Origin of the sequence: Cupriavidus sp. TMH.W2 (assembly GCF_050847365.1) — a bacterium.
Classification (GTDB): domain Bacteria; phylum Pseudomonadota; class Gammaproteobacteria; order Burkholderiales; family Burkholderiaceae; genus Cupriavidus.
In genome coordinates, this window is record NZ_CP193792.1 from 2,785,093 (window position 1) to 2,800,822 (window position 15,730).

Annotated in this window: 12 protein-coding genes; 6 read left to right on the top strand and 6 right to left on the bottom strand. The window is 66.9% G+C overall.

What is annotated here, in order from left to right:
- Window positions 1–193 precede the first annotated feature (193 nt).
- Genes ACREYQ_RS12790 through apbC form a run of 3 tightly spaced genes read right to left on the bottom strand, consistent with a single transcriptional unit; the run spans window position 194 to window position 2,488 of the window.
- Window positions 194–832 (bottom strand): DUF3306 domain-containing protein, encoded by a 639-nt coding sequence (locus ACREYQ_RS12790; RefSeq protein WP_432257953.1) that lies wholly within the window; start codon window positions 830–832, stop codon window positions 194–196.
- Between the two features lie 9 nt (window positions 833–841).
- Window positions 842–1,375 carry a DUF3305 domain-containing protein gene (locus tag ACREYQ_RS12795; protein ID WP_432257954.1) on the bottom strand — a complete coding sequence of 178 codons (534 nt, stop codon included), beginning with the start codon at window positions 1,373–1,375 and terminating at the stop codon, window positions 842–844.
- A 24-nt stretch (window positions 1,376–1,399) separates the two neighbouring features.
- Window positions 1,400–2,488 carry an iron-sulfur cluster carrier protein ApbC gene (gene apbC, locus ACREYQ_RS12800; RefSeq protein ID WP_432257955.1) on the bottom strand — a complete coding sequence of 363 codons (1,089 nt, stop codon included), beginning with the start codon at window positions 2,486–2,488 and terminating at the stop codon, window positions 1,400–1,402.
- A gap of 341 nt (window positions 2,489–2,829) precedes the next feature.
- Here apbC and ACREYQ_RS12805 point away from each other — a divergent pair, with 341 nt between their 5' ends.
- From ACREYQ_RS12805 to ACREYQ_RS12830, 6 genes are all read left to right on the top strand, one after another.
- Entirely contained in the window at window positions 2,830–3,468 is a 639-nt protein-coding gene (locus tag ACREYQ_RS12805; RefSeq protein ID WP_432257956.1) for an OmpA family protein, read from the top strand.
- Window positions 3,469–3,757: 289 nt separating this feature from the next.
- The gene (gene metG, locus ACREYQ_RS12810; RefSeq protein WP_432257957.1) at window positions 3,758–5,824 is read left to right on the top strand and encodes a methionine--tRNA ligase; all 2,067 of its coding nucleotides are present in this window, start codon (window positions 3,758–3,760) and stop codon (window positions 5,822–5,824) included.
- Window positions 5,825–6,277: 453 nt separating this feature from the next.
- Window positions 6,278–7,648, top strand: a complete 1,371-nt coding sequence (locus tag ACREYQ_RS12815) for a Fic family protein (RefSeq protein ID WP_432257958.1) — start codon at window positions 6,278–6,280, stop codon at window positions 7,646–7,648.
- A gap of 95 nt (window positions 7,649–7,743) precedes the next feature.
- On the top strand, window positions 7,744–7,845 hold the full coding sequence (locus tag ACREYQ_RS12820; protein WP_432257959.1) for a TOTE conflict system archaeo-eukaryotic primase domain-containing protein: 102 nt from the start codon (window positions 7,744–7,746) through the stop codon (window positions 7,843–7,845).
- 52 nt (window positions 7,846–7,897) lie between these two features.
- Window positions 7,898–8,851 carry an MBL fold metallo-hydrolase gene (locus tag ACREYQ_RS12825; RefSeq protein WP_432257960.1) on the top strand — a complete coding sequence of 318 codons (954 nt, stop codon included), beginning with the start codon at window positions 7,898–7,900 and terminating at the stop codon, window positions 8,849–8,851.
- A 170-nt stretch (window positions 8,852–9,021) separates the two neighbouring features.
- Window positions 9,022–9,216 (top strand): hypothetical protein, encoded by a 195-nt coding sequence (locus tag ACREYQ_RS12830; protein WP_432257961.1) that lies wholly within the window; start codon window positions 9,022–9,024, stop codon window positions 9,214–9,216.
- Here ACREYQ_RS12830 and bamE read toward each other — a convergent pair.
- Genes bamE through ACREYQ_RS12845 form a run of 3 tightly spaced genes read right to left on the bottom strand, consistent with a single transcriptional unit; the run spans window position 9,167 to window position 15,727 of the window.
- Window positions 9,167–9,715: an outer membrane protein assembly factor BamE domain-containing protein gene (gene bamE, locus ACREYQ_RS12835; protein WP_432257962.1), complete on the bottom strand. Its 549-nt coding sequence runs from the start codon at window positions 9,713–9,715 to the stop codon at window positions 9,167–9,169. The genes ACREYQ_RS12830 and bamE overlap by 50 nt on opposite strands.
- A gap of 43 nt (window positions 9,716–9,758) precedes the next feature.
- Window positions 9,759–13,919, bottom strand: coding sequence for a translocation/assembly module TamB domain-containing protein (locus tag ACREYQ_RS12840; protein ID WP_432257963.1), 4,161 nt, complete (start codon window positions 13,917–13,919; stop codon window positions 9,759–9,761).
- On the bottom strand, window positions 13,919–15,727 hold the full coding sequence (locus tag ACREYQ_RS12845) for an autotransporter assembly complex protein TamA (RefSeq protein ID WP_432257964.1): 1,809 nt from the start codon (window positions 15,725–15,727) through the stop codon (window positions 13,919–13,921). Before ACREYQ_RS12845 ends, ACREYQ_RS12840 begins: the two co-directional genes overlap by 1 nt.
- Window positions 15,728–15,730 lie beyond the last annotated feature (3 nt).

Below are 15,730 nucleotides of genomic sequence, written 5' to 3' on the forward strand. Positions count from 1 at the left end.
CGTCCCTTCTTGGCGAGGGGCTGCGGGCCGGCGGATTGTGGGGACGCCTATTGTAGGCTGCGGTGCCCCACGGGGGCTACGCGCGTTTGTGCGGGTCTGGCTGGTCATGCCGTTCAGTTACGGTATCAAACGCCACCGTCATTCCCGCGCAGGCGGGAATCCAGCGTCGTTCACGTCCCCTTCGGGGATGAAGTCACTGGGTCCCCGCTTTCGCGGGGACGACGGTGGTTAACTGAACGGCATCCGGGTCTGGCTGGCCCTGTTCTACGCTTTGACTGGCTGCCGGCGGCCGCGTTTCGACGGCTGCCGGCACCTCGGCCTGAGCCAGCGGCTCAGTGGATTCCGTGGCCCTTTCCTCAGCCGCATCATGCGCTGCCGCCGGTACCTGTCCAGGCCCCGACAGGCGTGCCGCGGCCTCGGCCGCCGCGCGTTCCTCATCGGTCGGCTCGAACAGGCCCAGGGTCTCGGCCTGGCGCAGCTGGCGCAGGATCTCCGGCGGAATCGGGTCAGGCTTGCTGTAGTCGTCGATATAGATGTCGAGCCCGTCCATCACATTGAAGTGCGGATCGGCAAACAGCGTCTTCAGCGCGGCGCGCTTGACCGATTCATCCACGCCGCGGGCCACGAAGCGGGCGATGTCATCGCCGGGCTGCAGCGCCGCCACGTCCTCCAGCGTCGGGGCCGGTACTTCCGGCACCGCGGGCAATGCTTCAGTCGTCGCGGGCACAGCCTCGGCAACCGGCGGCGTCAGCGGTTCAGCCGGCACGGCAACGCCCTCGCGCGCCGCGGCCTTGCGGCGCGACCAGCGCGACAGGAAGGACGAATCGCTCATCGGCGAGGGTCAGTAGCGGGCGCGGTCTTCCGGCGCCTTGAAGGATTCGGGCCGGCGCCGCTGCTTGGGCTCGGGCCGGTAGTGTTCGCTGACGTAGGCCTGCAGCCACTCGCGCTGCTCGGGCGCCAGCGGCACGTTCTCGACGGTCTCGCCGGCATCGAGCCAGCGGCCGGCCTCGTTGTACGACAGCGTTACGGTCATCGGGACCGGATGGGCGTCCTCGCCGCTGCCGTCGTCTTCCGGCATGCGCCACAGCACGAACCAGCACGGCGTGGTCGAGGTCAGGTTCAGGTAATAGCCTTCACCCTGGTCGCGGAACAGTTCCACCTCGAAGCCAGGGTACAGCCAGCGCGCGCCGTGGGCGTCGTGCTCCAGGCACACCGGGTGGGTGCCGAACTCGCCCAGGTCGGGCAGCACCTCATCCAGTTCCCATTTCCACGGCTGCCAGCGGTTGGCCAGCGCAACCTTGCGCATCACCACCGCCACGGTGACGGCGGGGCGGGCACCGGGTGCCGGCAGGTCGGGGGTGGGCTGGCTGTCCATGGCAGGGGCCGCGGCGCGGCGCGCTCAGGTGTTCTGCACCACGATGCTCGGGAACTTGCTGGTCATGTCGCGCGCCTTGTCGGCGACCTTGATCGCCACCTTGCGCGCGATGGCGCGGTACGTCTCGGCCACCGGGCTGTCGGGCTCGGCCACCACGGTCGGGCGGCCGGAGTCTGCCTGCTCGCGGATCTGCAGGTTCAGCGGCAGGCTGCCGAGCAGGTCCACGCCGTAGTCGGCGCACATCTTCTCGCCGCCGCCCTGGCCGAAGATATGCTCGACATGGCCGCAGTTCGGGCAGCAGTAGACGGCCATGTTCTCGACGATGCCCAGGATGGGGATGCCCACCTTCTCGAACATCTTCAGGCCCTTCTTGGCATCCAGCAGCGCGATATCCTGCGGCGTGGTGACGATCACCGCGCCGGTGACGGGCACCTTCTGCGACAGCGTCAGCTGGACGTCGCCGGTGCCCGGCGGCATGTCGACGATCAGGTAGTCCAGGTCGTGCCAGTTGGTCTGGCGCAGCAGCTGCTCCAGCGCCGAGGTGACCATCGGGCCGCGCCACACCATCGGGTTGTCCTGCTCGATCAGGAAACCGATCGAGTTGGCCTGCAGGCCGTGGCCTTCCAGCGGCTCCATGGTCTGGCCGTCGGCGGATTCCGGACGGCCGTCGATGCCCAGCATCATCGGCAGGCTCGGGCCGTAGATATCGGCGTCGAGCATGCCCACGCGCGCGCCTTCGGCGGCCAGCGCCAGCGCCAGGTTCACGGCCGTGGTGGACTTGCCCACCCCGCCCTTGCCCGACGCCACCGCGATCACGTTCTTCACGCCCGGCAGCAGCTTGACGCCGCGCTGCACCGCGTGCGCAACGATCTTCATGGTCACCGCAACGCTGACATTGGCCACGCCCGGCACTTGCCGCACGGCGGCAACGACCAGCTTGCGAATCGGATCGAACTGGCTTTTCGCGGGGTAGCCGAGTTCGACCTCCAGCGAGACATCGCCGCCGTCGACGCGGATGTTCCTGGCCGAGCGGGTGGACACCAGGTCCTTGCCCGTATTGGGGTCGATGACGGTGCGCAGGGCTTCGGTGACCTGCTCAGTGCTGACGCTCAAGACAAACTCCGCTTGGATGATTTCGGGGGACTGGCGCGTAATGGCTCGCGCCTGATATATCAAAGTATGCAGCACCGGCCATGAAGGCCGGTAATCCGCGCGCAATACCCTCCTTGATGTGGGGGATTACAGACATTTACAAATCTCACAAGCTTGCACTTGTGCGCGCGCCGCCATATCCATATTGTAGTGCGGTTGGGCGGCCCGGCACGTCGGCACGCGCAGGCAGTGCCCGGACCGGCCAGGCCCGACGCGTACAAAGGGTTACCTGCCGCTAGCCTTGGCGTTACCATCGCGATGCGGTACCAAGAACATTTACGGGAATATCAGAAGGAGAAAGCATGAAGATCAAGCTCGTTACCGTCTCGCTCGCCGCCGCCACGCTGCTGGCCGCAGGGTGCGCCACCGAACAGCAGACTCATACGGCGGTTGGCACCGGCGTCGGCGCCGCGGTCGGCGCGGGGCTGGGCAACCTGATCGGCGGCAACACCACCGGCACGCTGGTGGGCGCGGCCGTGGGCGGTGCCATCGGTGGTGCAACCGGCTACAACTGGAACGCCATCCGCGGCAAGCTGAACAAGGACACCGCAGGCACGGGCACCCAGATCACCGAGCAGCCGGACGGCTCGCTGAAGGTGAACATCCCCAGCCAGGTCACCTTCGATACCGACAGCGCCACCATCAAGCCGTCGTTCCGCTCGGTGCTCGACCAGGTCGCGCAGACCCTGAGCCAGCACCAGGACGTGAGCGCCAACGTGGTGGGGCATACCGACAGCACCGGCAATCCCAACTACAACATGCAACTGTCGCAGCGCCGCGCCCAGAGCGTGGCCGGCTACCTGGGTGATCGCGGCGTCGCACGGAACCGCCTGACGGCAGAAGGGCGCGGGCAGACCCAGCCGGTCTCGGACAACGCGACCGAGGCCGGACGGGCACAAAATCGCCGCGTCGAAATTTTTTTGAAACCAATTCAAGGATGACCCTGTCATAGAAACAGGTGCCGCTTGCCACCGTTGCTGGCTCGCGATGGGTGGCTGACCTCCCGGGCGGTACCTGATTTCTCCTCCTTTTCCGTTGTGGAAAGCTGCGCCGGCTCTGACCGGCGCTTTTTTTTGGCCGGACGGATCCAGGGCTCAGGCCATTCCGCCATGCGGAACCGGCGCGCAGGCGCCGGCCAGTTGCTAAAATAGCCCCTTCCCGGCACGCGCCCGCCCCGCCCGGCTGGCGCCGTCCCCCCGATATATCCCCGCTCCTGACCGGCTCCTGTCTATGACCGCACGTCGCATCCTCGTCACATCCGCCCTGCCTTATGCCAACGGCCAGATCCATATCGGCCACCTGGTGGAATACATCCAGACCGATATCTGGGTGCGTTTCCAGCGCATGATGGGCAACGAGGTCTACTACGTCGGCGCCGACGACACCCACGGCACGCCGGTGATGCTGCGCGCCGAGAAGGAAGGCATCACGCCCAAGGCACTGATCGACCGCGTCTGGACCGAGCACAAGCGCGATTTCGACAGCTTCCTGGTGTCCTTCGACAATTACTACAGCACCGACGCGGAAGAGAACCGTGTGCTGTGCGAGAAGATCTACCTGGCCCTGAAGGCCGAGGACCTGATCGCCGAGCGCGAGGTCGAGCAGTTCTTCGACCCGGTCAAGAACATGTTCCTGCCGGACCGCTTCATCAAGGGCGAGTGCCCCAAGTGCGGCGCCAAGGACCAGTACGGCGATTCCTGCGAGGTCTGCGGCACCACCTACGTGCCGACCGACCTGAAGAACCCGTATTCGGTGGTGTCGGGCGCGACCCCGGTGCGCAAGTCGTCGGCCCACTACTTCTTCAAGCTGTCCGATCCCCGCTGCGAGACCTTCCTGCGTGAATGGGTGGCCGACCTGGCCCAGCCCGAAGCCGCCAACAAGATGCAGGAGTGGCTGGGTGCCGAGGGCGAGACCTCGACCCTGTCCGACTGGGACATCTCGCGCGATGCGCCCTACTTCGGCTTCGAGATCCCGGGCGCGCCCGGCAAGTACTTCTACGTGTGGCTGGACGCCCCGATCGGCTACTACGCCAGCTTCCAGAACCTGGCCGCGAAGAAGGGCATCGACTTCGACGCCTGGGTCGGCCCGCACTCGACCGCCGAGCAGTATCACTTCATCGGCAAGGACATCCTGTATTTCCACACGCTGTTCTGGCCGGCGATGCTGCGCTTCTCGGGCTACCGCACCCCGACCAATGTCTTCGCACACGGCTTCCTGACCGTGGACGGCGCCAAGATGAGCAAGTCGCGCGGCACCTTCATCACCGCGCAGAGCTATATCGACACCGGCATGAACCCGGAATGGCTGCGCTATTACTTCGCCGCCAAGCTCAACGCGAGCATGGAAGACCTCGACCTGAACCTCGATGACTTCATTGCGCGCGTGAACAGCGACCTGATCGGCAAGTACGTCAATATCGCCAGCCGCGCCGCGGGCTTCCTGGTCAAGCGCTTCGAGGGCAAGGTCGATGAAGCCGCGCTGGCCCATCCGCTGCTCGAGCAGCTGCGCCAGGCCGCGCCGCAGGTCGCCCACCTCTATGAAAGCCGCGAGTACAGCAAGGCGCTGCGCCTGGTGATGGAGCTGACCGACACGGTCAACGCCTTCGTCGACACCGTAAAGCCGTGGGAGCTGGCCAAGGACGAAAGCAAGCGCGCGGCGCTGCACGCGGCGTGCTCGGTCTCGCTGGAAGCCTTCCGCCTGCTGACGGTGTACCTGAAGCCGGTGGTGCCGAACGTGGCCGCCGGCGTGGAGCGCTTCCTGAATGTCGAGCCGCTGGACTGGCGCGCCATCGACAAGCAGTTGTCGGCCGCCAGCCCGGTGCAGGCCTACCAGCACCTGATGACGCGCGTCGATGCCAAGCAGGTCGACGCGCTGCTGGCCGCCAACCGCGAATCGCTGCAGGCGACCGCGGCGCCTGCAGCCGCGGCTGCAGGCACGGCCATCGCGCCGATCGCCGACACCATCACCATCGACGACTTCGCCAAGGTGGACCTGCGCGTCGCGAAGATTGTCGAATGCCAGAAGGTGGAGGGCTCGAACAAGCTGCTGCAGCTGACGCTGGACCTGGGCGAAGGCCGCACCCGCAACGTGTTCTCCGGCATCCAGTCGGCCTACACGCCGGAGCAGCTGGTCGGCAAGCTGACCGTGGTGGTGGCCAACCTGGCCCCGCGCAAGATGAAGTTCGGCGTGTCCGAAGGCATGGTGCTGGCGGCCTCGGCCGCGGATGAGAAGGCCGCGCCGGGCCTGTATATCCTGGAACCGCACAGCGGCGCGGTGCCGGGCATGCGCATCGGCTGAAGCCGGTTCTGCTCACCGCTCCCCTCCCATCGAGCGCTTGCCAGGAAAGTAGACCCCACTCCGTCATTCCCGCGCAGGCGGGAATCCAGCGCCTTTCACGCCCCCTTCGGGGATGAAGTCGCTGGGTCCCCGCTTTCGCGGGGACGACGTGTCATGGCAAGCCTGCATCACAGCGCCCTGAATTCTGCAATGCAGGACAAAACGGGCAACAGATCCCCCTCCCCTCGCCCCCGCGCTATGCACACGCGGCATGTCATACATGGTTCTGGCGCATCGCGCTTGTGACCGCTTGTGACCGCTTGACGAGCCGCGTAGACCGCGCGAGTCTAACGCGCCCTATAAAGCACTTAAAGGAACCCTCATACTGCGCCACATCCGCGCCAATTTGTGGCGCAGTTTGAAGAACTGCGCCACAATCGCGCCATCCTCTAAGCAAACTGCGCCACGTCCAACATGTCCACTGCCCAAGCCCTGCTAGAAAGCATTCGGAAAGCCTCCGCGGGGCTGATGCTCGCCGAGTTGCTGGCAAAGCATCCCGATGTTGCGCGGCGGACAGCACAACGTTGGATCAGCCAATGGATCGATGGCGGACAGATCACGGCGATCGGCGAAGGGCGTGCCCGTCGTTATTTCGTGGCGAAAACGACAGAGGTTGCCGCGACCGCCACGGAGCGGGACCGCTTCCCGGGTTACATCCCGCTTTCCGCCGACAGCCGCGACATCGTGGCGTATATCGATCAGCCCCCGGAAGCGCGCAAGCCCGTGGGCTACCAACGTGACTTCCTTGACGCCTATCAACCCAATGTCACACGGTATCTGTCGGAATCGCTTCGGCGTCAGCTACACAAGATGGGCAAGACCGCACAGGCTGATGCCCCCGCTGGAACCTATAGCCGGGCGATTCTGAACCGGCTGCTGATTGACCTGTCATGGGCATCGAGTCATTTGGAGGGCAACACCTATTCCCGCCTGGACACCCGTGAGCTGATTGAGCACGGGAAGGCGGCGCAAGGCAAGGCGGCCATCGAAACCCAGATGATCCTCAACCACAAGACTGCCATCGAACTGCTGGTGGAGAACATCGGTACGGTCGGTTTCGACCGCTATACCTTGATGAACCTGCATAGCGCCTTGTCGGAGAACCTGTTGCCCAACCCTGCCGATGAAGGTCGGATTCGCCAGCACGCGGTGGACATTGGCCAAAGTGTTTACCGCCCCCTCTCCGCCCCACAGCAAATTGAGGACGCACTAGATATCCTGCTCGAGAAAGTGAATCAGATTGCCGATCCCTTTGAACAATCATTTTTCGTGCTGGTGCACCTGCCATACCTGCAGCCATTCGCGGACGTCAATAAACGCACCTCGCGCCTGGTAGCCAATCTGCCGCTGTTCCGTGCAAACTTTTGTCCGCTGACGTTCCTGGATGTGCCGGAGCAAGCTTATAGTCGCGCCATCCTTGGCATGTATGAGATGACCCGCGTCGAATTGCTGCGCGATCTCTACGTTTGGGCGTATGAGCGCTCAACGCAAGAGTACCTGGCCATCAGGCAGGATATGGCGGAACCCGATCCATTACGCCTTGCCTGGCGTGATGTGGTCAAACAAGCGATCCGGGACGTCGTGCTGCAACCCGATCAGGATGCGCTATCCGTAATTCGGCAGGCCGTCATGGCAACAGTGCCGGAGGTTGATCGTGACAACGTGCAAGCGCTGATCGTAGAAGAACTCCGACGGCTGCATGATGGCGTACTGGCCCGCTACGGGCTGCGCCCCTCGGAACTCGCAGCCTGGAAGGCATCCCAGGTGGCTGGGTCTCCCAACTGATTGCATTGCCGCCACGTGAACAAGCTCTACACTCTGCACGCTCCCCGTAGGGGTCGCGGCGTGGAAGCCTGTCGCACTTTTCCACGGTCGACAAGGTGGCGCTGTTCCGCCGGTTGTTTCGCGGGCGCACGGATGCCTACCCGATCCGCTGGGAGAGCAAGTCCACGGGCAAGGCTGGCTACGCGCCGATGCCCTGAGCTCCGCATTACATCAATACCCACCATTCAAATGATCACAGGAGACCAAGCCATGTTCAAACCGGAACGCAGAACGTTGCTGACAATGGGGCTGGCTGCTGCCGGCGCGGCCATGCTGCCGGGCTGGAGTGTAGCCCAGGGCGGTTCCTCATCCGGTGCGCGGGGCATGCGCCTGATCCTGCTTGGCACCAAGGGTGGGCCCCGCATTGGCGGGTCCCGCTCCAACCCGGCCAACCTGCTGCTGATCAACGGTGTGCCCTACGTGATTGACTGCGGCACCGGGGTATCGCGCCAACTGGTCAACGCGCACGTGCCGCTTGCGCGGTTGCGCTACGTCTTTATCACCCACCACCATTCGGATCACAATCTCGAATACGGCAACCTGATCTACAACGCCTGGGCCACAGGACTGAACCAGCAGGTCGACGTCTTCGGCCCCAAGGGCACGGAGGCAATGACCCGTACCTACTGGGAACTCAACCGATTCGATATCGAGACGCGCATGGCCGACGAAGGGCGGCCTGACCTGCGCAAGCTGGTGCTGGCCAAGGACGTGCTCGACAACGGCGTGGTGCTGCAGAACGCTGATGTTCAGGTTACGGCCTTCCGCACACCCCACCCGCCTATCGTCGACAACTTCGCCTACCGCTTCGAAAGCGCAGACCGCAGCATCGTCTTTTCAAGCGATACCGCCTACAACCCCAGGCTTGCAGAATTCGCCAGAGGCGCCGACGTACTTGTGCACGAAGCAATGTACGGACCGGGTATCGATGCGCTGGTGGCGCGCGTGGCCAACGGCGCCACCATCAAGAAGCACTTTCTGGCCAGCCATACCCTGACCGAAGATGTAGGTCGCGTCGCCGCGGCCGCTGGGGTCAAGACTCTGGTGCTGAGCCATTTCGTGCCAGGGGACGACGACAGCATCACCGACGACATGTGGGCGCAGGACGTGAGAAAGCACTACAAGGGCCGTATCGTGGTGGGTCGCGATCTGATGGAGATCTGAGCGGGAAAGTAGACTGGCGGAGGAAATGCGGCACATCGGTGGTTCGGCATAAGGTCAGCGAAGTACCCGGTTAAGCAGATCGCGGACCCGGCACCGACCCCGTGCGTGACGGTGCTCCGCGCCTGACTTCCGCCCGGTGCGCGTTCCTTCCACCTTGGATTTGAAAGTCCATGACCATCCTGTCGATCCTGCGCCTGCTGCCGCGCCAGGGCGGCGTGCAGCTGGGCGGCAAGGTGCTGCTCGATGGCGTGGGCCTGCTGCAGTTGCCCGAAAAGACCATGAGCGCGCAGTACCGCGGCCGCAAGATCGCCCGCGTCAGCCGCCCTGCATCTTCGACGGATCGTCGCTGCGCGAGGTCGTGGTGACGGTGCCGTCGCTGTTGAAATGCACGTTAAAGAAGGCCTTGTCGGTCGAGCTCTCCATCCAGCGGTAGCCCCATACCTCTTCCTTCTTCAGCGCGAACGCCTCCACCTTGGTGGGCTTGCCCAGCAGGCGGCGGATGTCGTCCTGGCTCATGCCGGCGCGCACGCGCGCGAAGTGCTCGGCCGTCAGTACCTGCTCGATCTTCGCGACCTTGCCGTCGGCGCCGATGGTGACCATCCAGGTGGTGGTGCCCTCGGGGCCGCGCGGGTATTCCAGCCGGCGGCCGCCGTCGGCCTCTTCCCAGACGATCTCGGGCTTGCCGGCCTGGCGGCGCAGGTCTTCCTCGGTGGACTGGCCCGGCACGATGCCCTTGAACAGCTCGCTGTCGGGCTTGATCGCGTTCCAGGTGTTGCGGGCGGTGTCGCCCGCCTTCTTCATGGCTTCATCGACCTTCTGCTGGTCGCAGCCGAACAGCGCAAGCATCGAGGCAATCAGTCCCATGGCGGCAAGGCGTCGCGGCGACGCAAAAGTGGATGGGCATAAATCAGCGGCGCACAGGCTCGGCGATGACGGCCGAGGCCGCCTGCGCGGCGCTTTCCGAATCGAGTGGCTGACTGTCATCCTGGCTCCTTCTGGTGCCGCTGCGATTCGAGGTCCCGCTGAACAGGTTCGCCCAGCTGTCGAAGCGGCGGTTGAACAAGACCGACAAACCGTTGATGGACCCGCCCTTGGCAATCAGCGACCAGCGCCGCGACAACTGCCAGGTCAGCTTCACCACGTTCGAGGCCGAGGTCAGGCTCTGTTCATAGCCGACCGACATGCGCTCGGTAATGGCCTTGCCCATGCTGACCACCTGCTGGTCATTGAGGCCCGCGGTGCTGGGCCCGATCGAGAATTCGTCGATGCCGAAATGCGAGACGATACCCTTGCCGGCCTTGCCGCCGATCAGGCCCAGTGCCGCGCCGCCCAGCGCGCCGCCGCTCAGCTGGCGTTGCTGGCCGGCACCGGCGCTCTCCGCGCCATAGCCGAACATCAGCCATGACAGCTTGTCTTCATCCGGCACGTTGGGCTCCGACACCAGCCGCACGCGCGGCAGCCGCACCGTGCCCGTCACCTCCACGCCCGCCTCCACTTCCTGGTTGCGGCGCATGGCGCGGATGTTCATGTTCGGATTGTCGATCGGGCCGTTGAAGTTGATGATGCCACGTTCGATATTGAGCTTGCGCCCGAACGCCTCATAGGTGCCGTCGGTCACGCGCACCGTGCCGGTGGCCTTCATCGGCGCCAGGGGTTCGCTCTTGACCTCCATCTGGCCGGCCAGCAACAGGTCCGCGCCCGCGCCGCGGAAGCGGAAGTTGTTGCCCAGGTCGACGGCCAGGTCGATCACCGGGCTGAACTTGCTGGCCGGCTTGGTCTCGGGCGCCGGCGTGGCGGCCGTCTTCACGGCGCGCTGGTCCTTGCGGCGGATCACCACGACATCGTCGCCCAGCACCGGCGCGCCGGCCTTGGGCAGGTCGAACAGGCCTCGGTCGACGCGGAACTTGCCGCGGATCACGACCTGCCTGTTCTCGTTGCCGATACTGGCATCGCCCGAGATCACCAGCGTGCGTTCCGGGCTGGCAAAGAGTTCCAGCTTGTCGGCAACGATCTTGCCGGTCAGGTTGGCATCGGCCTCGCCCAGCTTGACGTTGCCGGTGGCGGTGATCTTGCCGTCGCCGCCGTGGAATTCCACCTGCCTGAGCTCGACCGCGTTCTGGTCCAGCACCACCCGCACGGTGCCGTCAGTCAGGCGCAGGCCCAGGTCGTACAGCGTGACGGCCAGGTTGTCGCCGTCGACGGTGCCGGTCAGCAGCGGCGCGCCGACCGTGCCGGCCAGGCGCATTGCCGCGGCCAGCTTGCCGTCAAAGGCGTACTGCGGGCCGGTCAGCGCTTCCAGCGATTTCAGGCGCGGCACGTCTGCGGTCACCGTGCCGCCCAGGGTCGAGGCCGGGCCCACGGTCTGCAGCCCCTGCTCCTGCACCAGGCCGGCGGAGGCATCCACCACCACCTTGCCGATGCGGCCCGACACCATGCCGCCGCGCAGCGCGATGCGGTTGCCGCCAGCCTCGGCGCGCAGGCTGGTCTCGCCCAGGCCAAGCGTGGTGAAGCCGCGGCCCGCGTTGACCGACAGGTCGCCGCTGCGCCGGCGCAGTTCGGCAAACCCGGTCGCGGTCTCGGCCAGCGCCAGGTTCCAGCGGCCGTCGATGACCAGGTCGGAGCGCACCGGCGGCTTCTCGCCGGTGATGGTTTCCATCAGTTCGAGCACGTGGCTCACCTGCAGTCCATCCAGGCTGCCCGCGGTGCGGATGCGGCCATGGTCCCAGTCCAGGCTGTCGATCGCCAGCGTGGCGCGGTCCAGCAGCAGGCGCGCGGCGCCCAGGCGCACGCGCTGGTCGGCCACCAGCAGCTGCGTCGGCGCGGCCAGGCGCAGGTTGACGGTGCTGCGCTCTTCCAGCGTGCTGATGGTGCCGTTCCAGCCGTCCTTGCCCTTCCACGCGCCCTGCCCCGCCAGCGCCAGCCGCAAGGGCCGCTGGTTCAGGCTGCCGGCAGCCTTGACGTCGAAACTGTGGCTGGCCTGGGTGCCGCTGAGCGTGGCATCGAGCGTGCTCAGGCTGGCCTGCGGGCCGCGGTAGTCGCGCGCGGCCAGCTGCACCGACAGCGGGCCGTCCAGCCCGCCGCGCACTTCGGCGCGGCCGCTGGCGCTGGCCACCTTGTGCGGGCCCACTTCCAGCGCCTGCGCGCTGTAGTCGGCCACTACCTCGGGCTTCTTCAGCGTGCCGGTAATGGTGGCGTCGAGCTTGAGCCTGCCGGCCACGCCGAACCTGAGGCGCTCCAGCTGCGGCGCGTCGACCGCCAGCTTCAAGGCATCGCCGCGCGCGCCGAAGCTGCCGCGCAGGTCGGCCTGGTTGCCGGCCATGCTCAGCGACGCCTCGCTCGGCAAGAGCCGCTCGCCCGCCAGGCGCACCTTGCCGCCGCCGGTCATCGGCAGGCCCGCGTATTCGCTCTCATGCACGGCGAAGTCCAGCGCCACGCCAAGCTGCGGCGCGATCTCGCCGGTGGCGGTGAAATCCGCGTTGATCCGGCCCGCGGCCACCCTGGCCAGGCGCGAGGGATCGAACGCGGTCAGCTTGCCCTTGACGCTGAACGGCTGCTTGTCCTTCAGGCCCAGCTTGCCTTCGGCGGTCAGCAGGCCCGGCCCGACCGCCGCGCGCAGCGCGGACAAGGTGACGGTCTCGGCGTCCATGCTGGCATCGGCAAACAGCTTGAGCGGCCCGTCCGACAGGTCCAGCGCCGCGCTTTGCCGGCCCGGCTCCATGCGCACCACCACCGGGCCCGACAGGCTGGCGCTGGTCAGCGAGCCATGCAGCGCGGCCGGGTCCAGCCTGCGCACGTCCAGGTCGAAGCCGCCACGGCCGCCGCGCAGCGAACCGCTGCCGCTGATCCCGGCGTTGCCGCTCAGCGCCACGCGCAGGTCCGACACCGCCTGCGCCATCTCGCTCAGTTCGACATGGGCACGCACCGACTGCACCGGCAGCCGCTCCTTGTCCAGCGGACCGGCTTCCAGGTTGCGGATCTCGATGTCGCCGGCGACGGCCAGCGGTGCGGGCGCGGGCGTGGCCACGGGAACCGAGGCTGCGGAAGCAGCCGGCGCTGCTGGTGCGGAAGCTGCCGCAGGGGTCGACGCCGCTGCCGCGCCGGCCGGCCTCTTGCCGGCCGCCACGCCGTCCACCGGCCGCAGTTCGGCATGCACGGTCAGGTTGGCCTGTGGTGCCGACGGGCTGAACAGGCGCGGGTTGATGCGATCGCCATCGACCAGCAGGTGCGTGAACGGCACCTTGCCGAACGGCGTCACGTCGACGCCGGCGCGCAGGTGGATGCGGTCGCCGCTGGCCTGCAGCTCGGCGCGCAGCGCCTCGAGGTTGCCGTTGGCGGTGGCGTTGACGGCAACGGACTCATCCTGCCAGCTGCTCTCCAGCAAGGCTTCGGCGCTGAGCGCGAACGGCGCAAGCGCGCCCAGCTGCGCGTTGGCGGCCAGCTTGCCGTAGGGCGTTTCCAGCGTGTCCACGCTGACGCCGTGGCGCTGGCCGTCGCTGTGCAGCGCACCGGCCAGCTTGCTGAACACCATCGGCGCGGCCGTGGGCGCTGTGCCCTGCAGCAGCGACAGCCGCTCAAGCGTAAGCGCATCGACATCGATGGCCAGCGGCAGTACGAGCGACTTGGGCATCTGCATCGGCCCGGTGCTTGGCTCCGAAGGGCCGAGCTTCACTTCGGCCTTGCCGATGCGCAGCCATTGCACATGCAGGCGCCGCGGCTGCCAGCCGAGGGCCCAGCTGCCGTCGACGCGATCCACCGCGACGCGGGTCTGGCCGCTGGCGAACACCACGTCGCGCAGGCGCAGGCCGTGCGCGACGGTGCCGCCTTCCAGCCGCCCGCTGAGCATGCCGGCAGACAGCCGCGTGGCCAGCGTCCACAGGTGGCGGGTGCCGGCCTCGGTGTGCAGCGCCGCCACGCCGGCGGCCACCAGCGCCACCGCCAGCAACAGCAGCGTCCCGATCAGCCAGGCCAGCACCCGCCACAGCCGCCTGCGCCGGCGCGGCGCGGGGGCTGACGGGGGCGGGGCCCGGTCGCCGCCGCCGGGCACGGAAGGCAGGTCGTGGGCGCTCATCAGAACGCCACCCCCAGCGAGATATGCGGCCGGAACTGCCGCTTCTGGATGCCGTAGCCCACGTCCAGCTGCAGCGGGCCCACCGGTGTGCGCCAGCGCACGCCGACGCCCACGCCGTTGTAGAGGGTCACCCCGCGCAGGTTGTCGGAGGCGGTGCCGGCATCCCAGAATGCGGCCACGCCCCAGTCCGGCCTGAACCAGTACTGGTACTCCAGGCTGCCGGTGCCGAGGTACTTGGCCGGCAAGATGCTGGCGCCGCTGGGCGTGCCGATCGACTGGTAGCTGTAGCCGCGGATCGAATCGGTGCCGCCGGCGCGGAAACGCAGCGTGGCCGGGATCTGGCTCGAGCTTTCGCCGCTCAGGTCGGCGCCGAGCTCCAGCCGGGCCACCACCAGGTCGCGCTTGCCGACCGGGATGTACTGGCGGATACGGCCGTACAGCCGCAGGAAGCTGGCATCGCTGAGCAGGCCCTTGGCGGCCACCCCGACCTGGGTGCTGATCACATTGCCGCGGCGCGGGAACACGGGGTTGTCGACGTCACGGCGCGTCCAGGCAAAGGCCGGCACCAGCGCCTTGCTGATCTGGCTGGCCTGGTCCATCGGCAGCAGCTTGTCGTAGTAGAAGTCCAGCGACGTGGTCACGTCGTACTTCTCGCGCGAGCGCGAGCGCTTCAGGCCCGCGCGCAGGCTGGTGGTGTCGGTGCTCTCGATGTCGATGGTGCGCTCGTAGCTGCCGTACACGCTGTTGCGGTAGTTGCCCCGGTCCGGCGGCATCGCGGTCTCGGCGAACAGGTAGGAACGCTTCTGCTCCAGCCGCGCCTGCGAGTCGAAGGTCCAGGCGCGGTTGAACAGGTTGTAGTACGAATAACGCCCTTCCACCTGCGCGCCGGTGTCGGTGGTATAGCCCACGCCGCTGTTGAGCCGGTGCGCCGGATACTCGCGCACCCGCACCGACACCGGCGCGGTGACCACGCCGTCAACCGCCTTGTCGGCATCGGGGGGCGGCTCCAGGTCGACCTGCACATTGGAGAAGTACGGCTGGTTCTGGATCGCGCGCTGCAGCTCCAGCAGCCGCTCCACGCGGTAAGGCTCGCCCTCGTTGAGCGGGTTGACGTGGTGGATGATCTGTTCCGGGTAGCGGCGCGTGCCCGCCACCTTGAGCGGACCCAGCCGGTAGGCCGGACCGCTGGCATAGTGCGCCGACAGGTCCGCGCGCTGGTCGTCCGGCTCCACGCGCGCCTGCGACGCGGCCAGGCGCGCGCCATAGTAGTTGTGGCTCTGCAGCGTGACCAGCGCGTCTTCCTTGGCCTTGTCCCAGTCGCCCTGCCGGAACGGCTCACCGGCCGGCAACCCCCACTTGGCCTGCACCTCCGCCACCTGCGCGGGCGATTGCGTGGTGGCCGGGCCGGTCACCTGGATGTCGACATTGCGGATCAGCGTGCGCGCGCCGGGGTCGACCATGACGTGGACCACGCGCTGGTCGCCTTCGCCTTCCACGCGGGTGGTGGTGGTCGGGTCGAAATAGCCTTCGGTGGAGGTGAACCCGCGCACCTGCTCGCCGACGGTCTCGACCATATAGTCGAACTGGTCCGGCGAGAGGTCGGCCCGGTCCTTGTAGCGGGCCAGGTCGAGGTGCTCTTCCAGTATCTCGCGGATCGGCTTGGGTGCGTCGACCTCGACCTTGTAGGCGGCGTGGGCCGGGCCGGCGGCCAGCGCCAGCAGCGCGGCCAGGGCAGCCAGCGCGCGCGCGGCCACGCGCCACGGCGCGCGGCTTGCGGAGTTAGCGGTGTTAGCGGTGTCCTGCGGCATCGC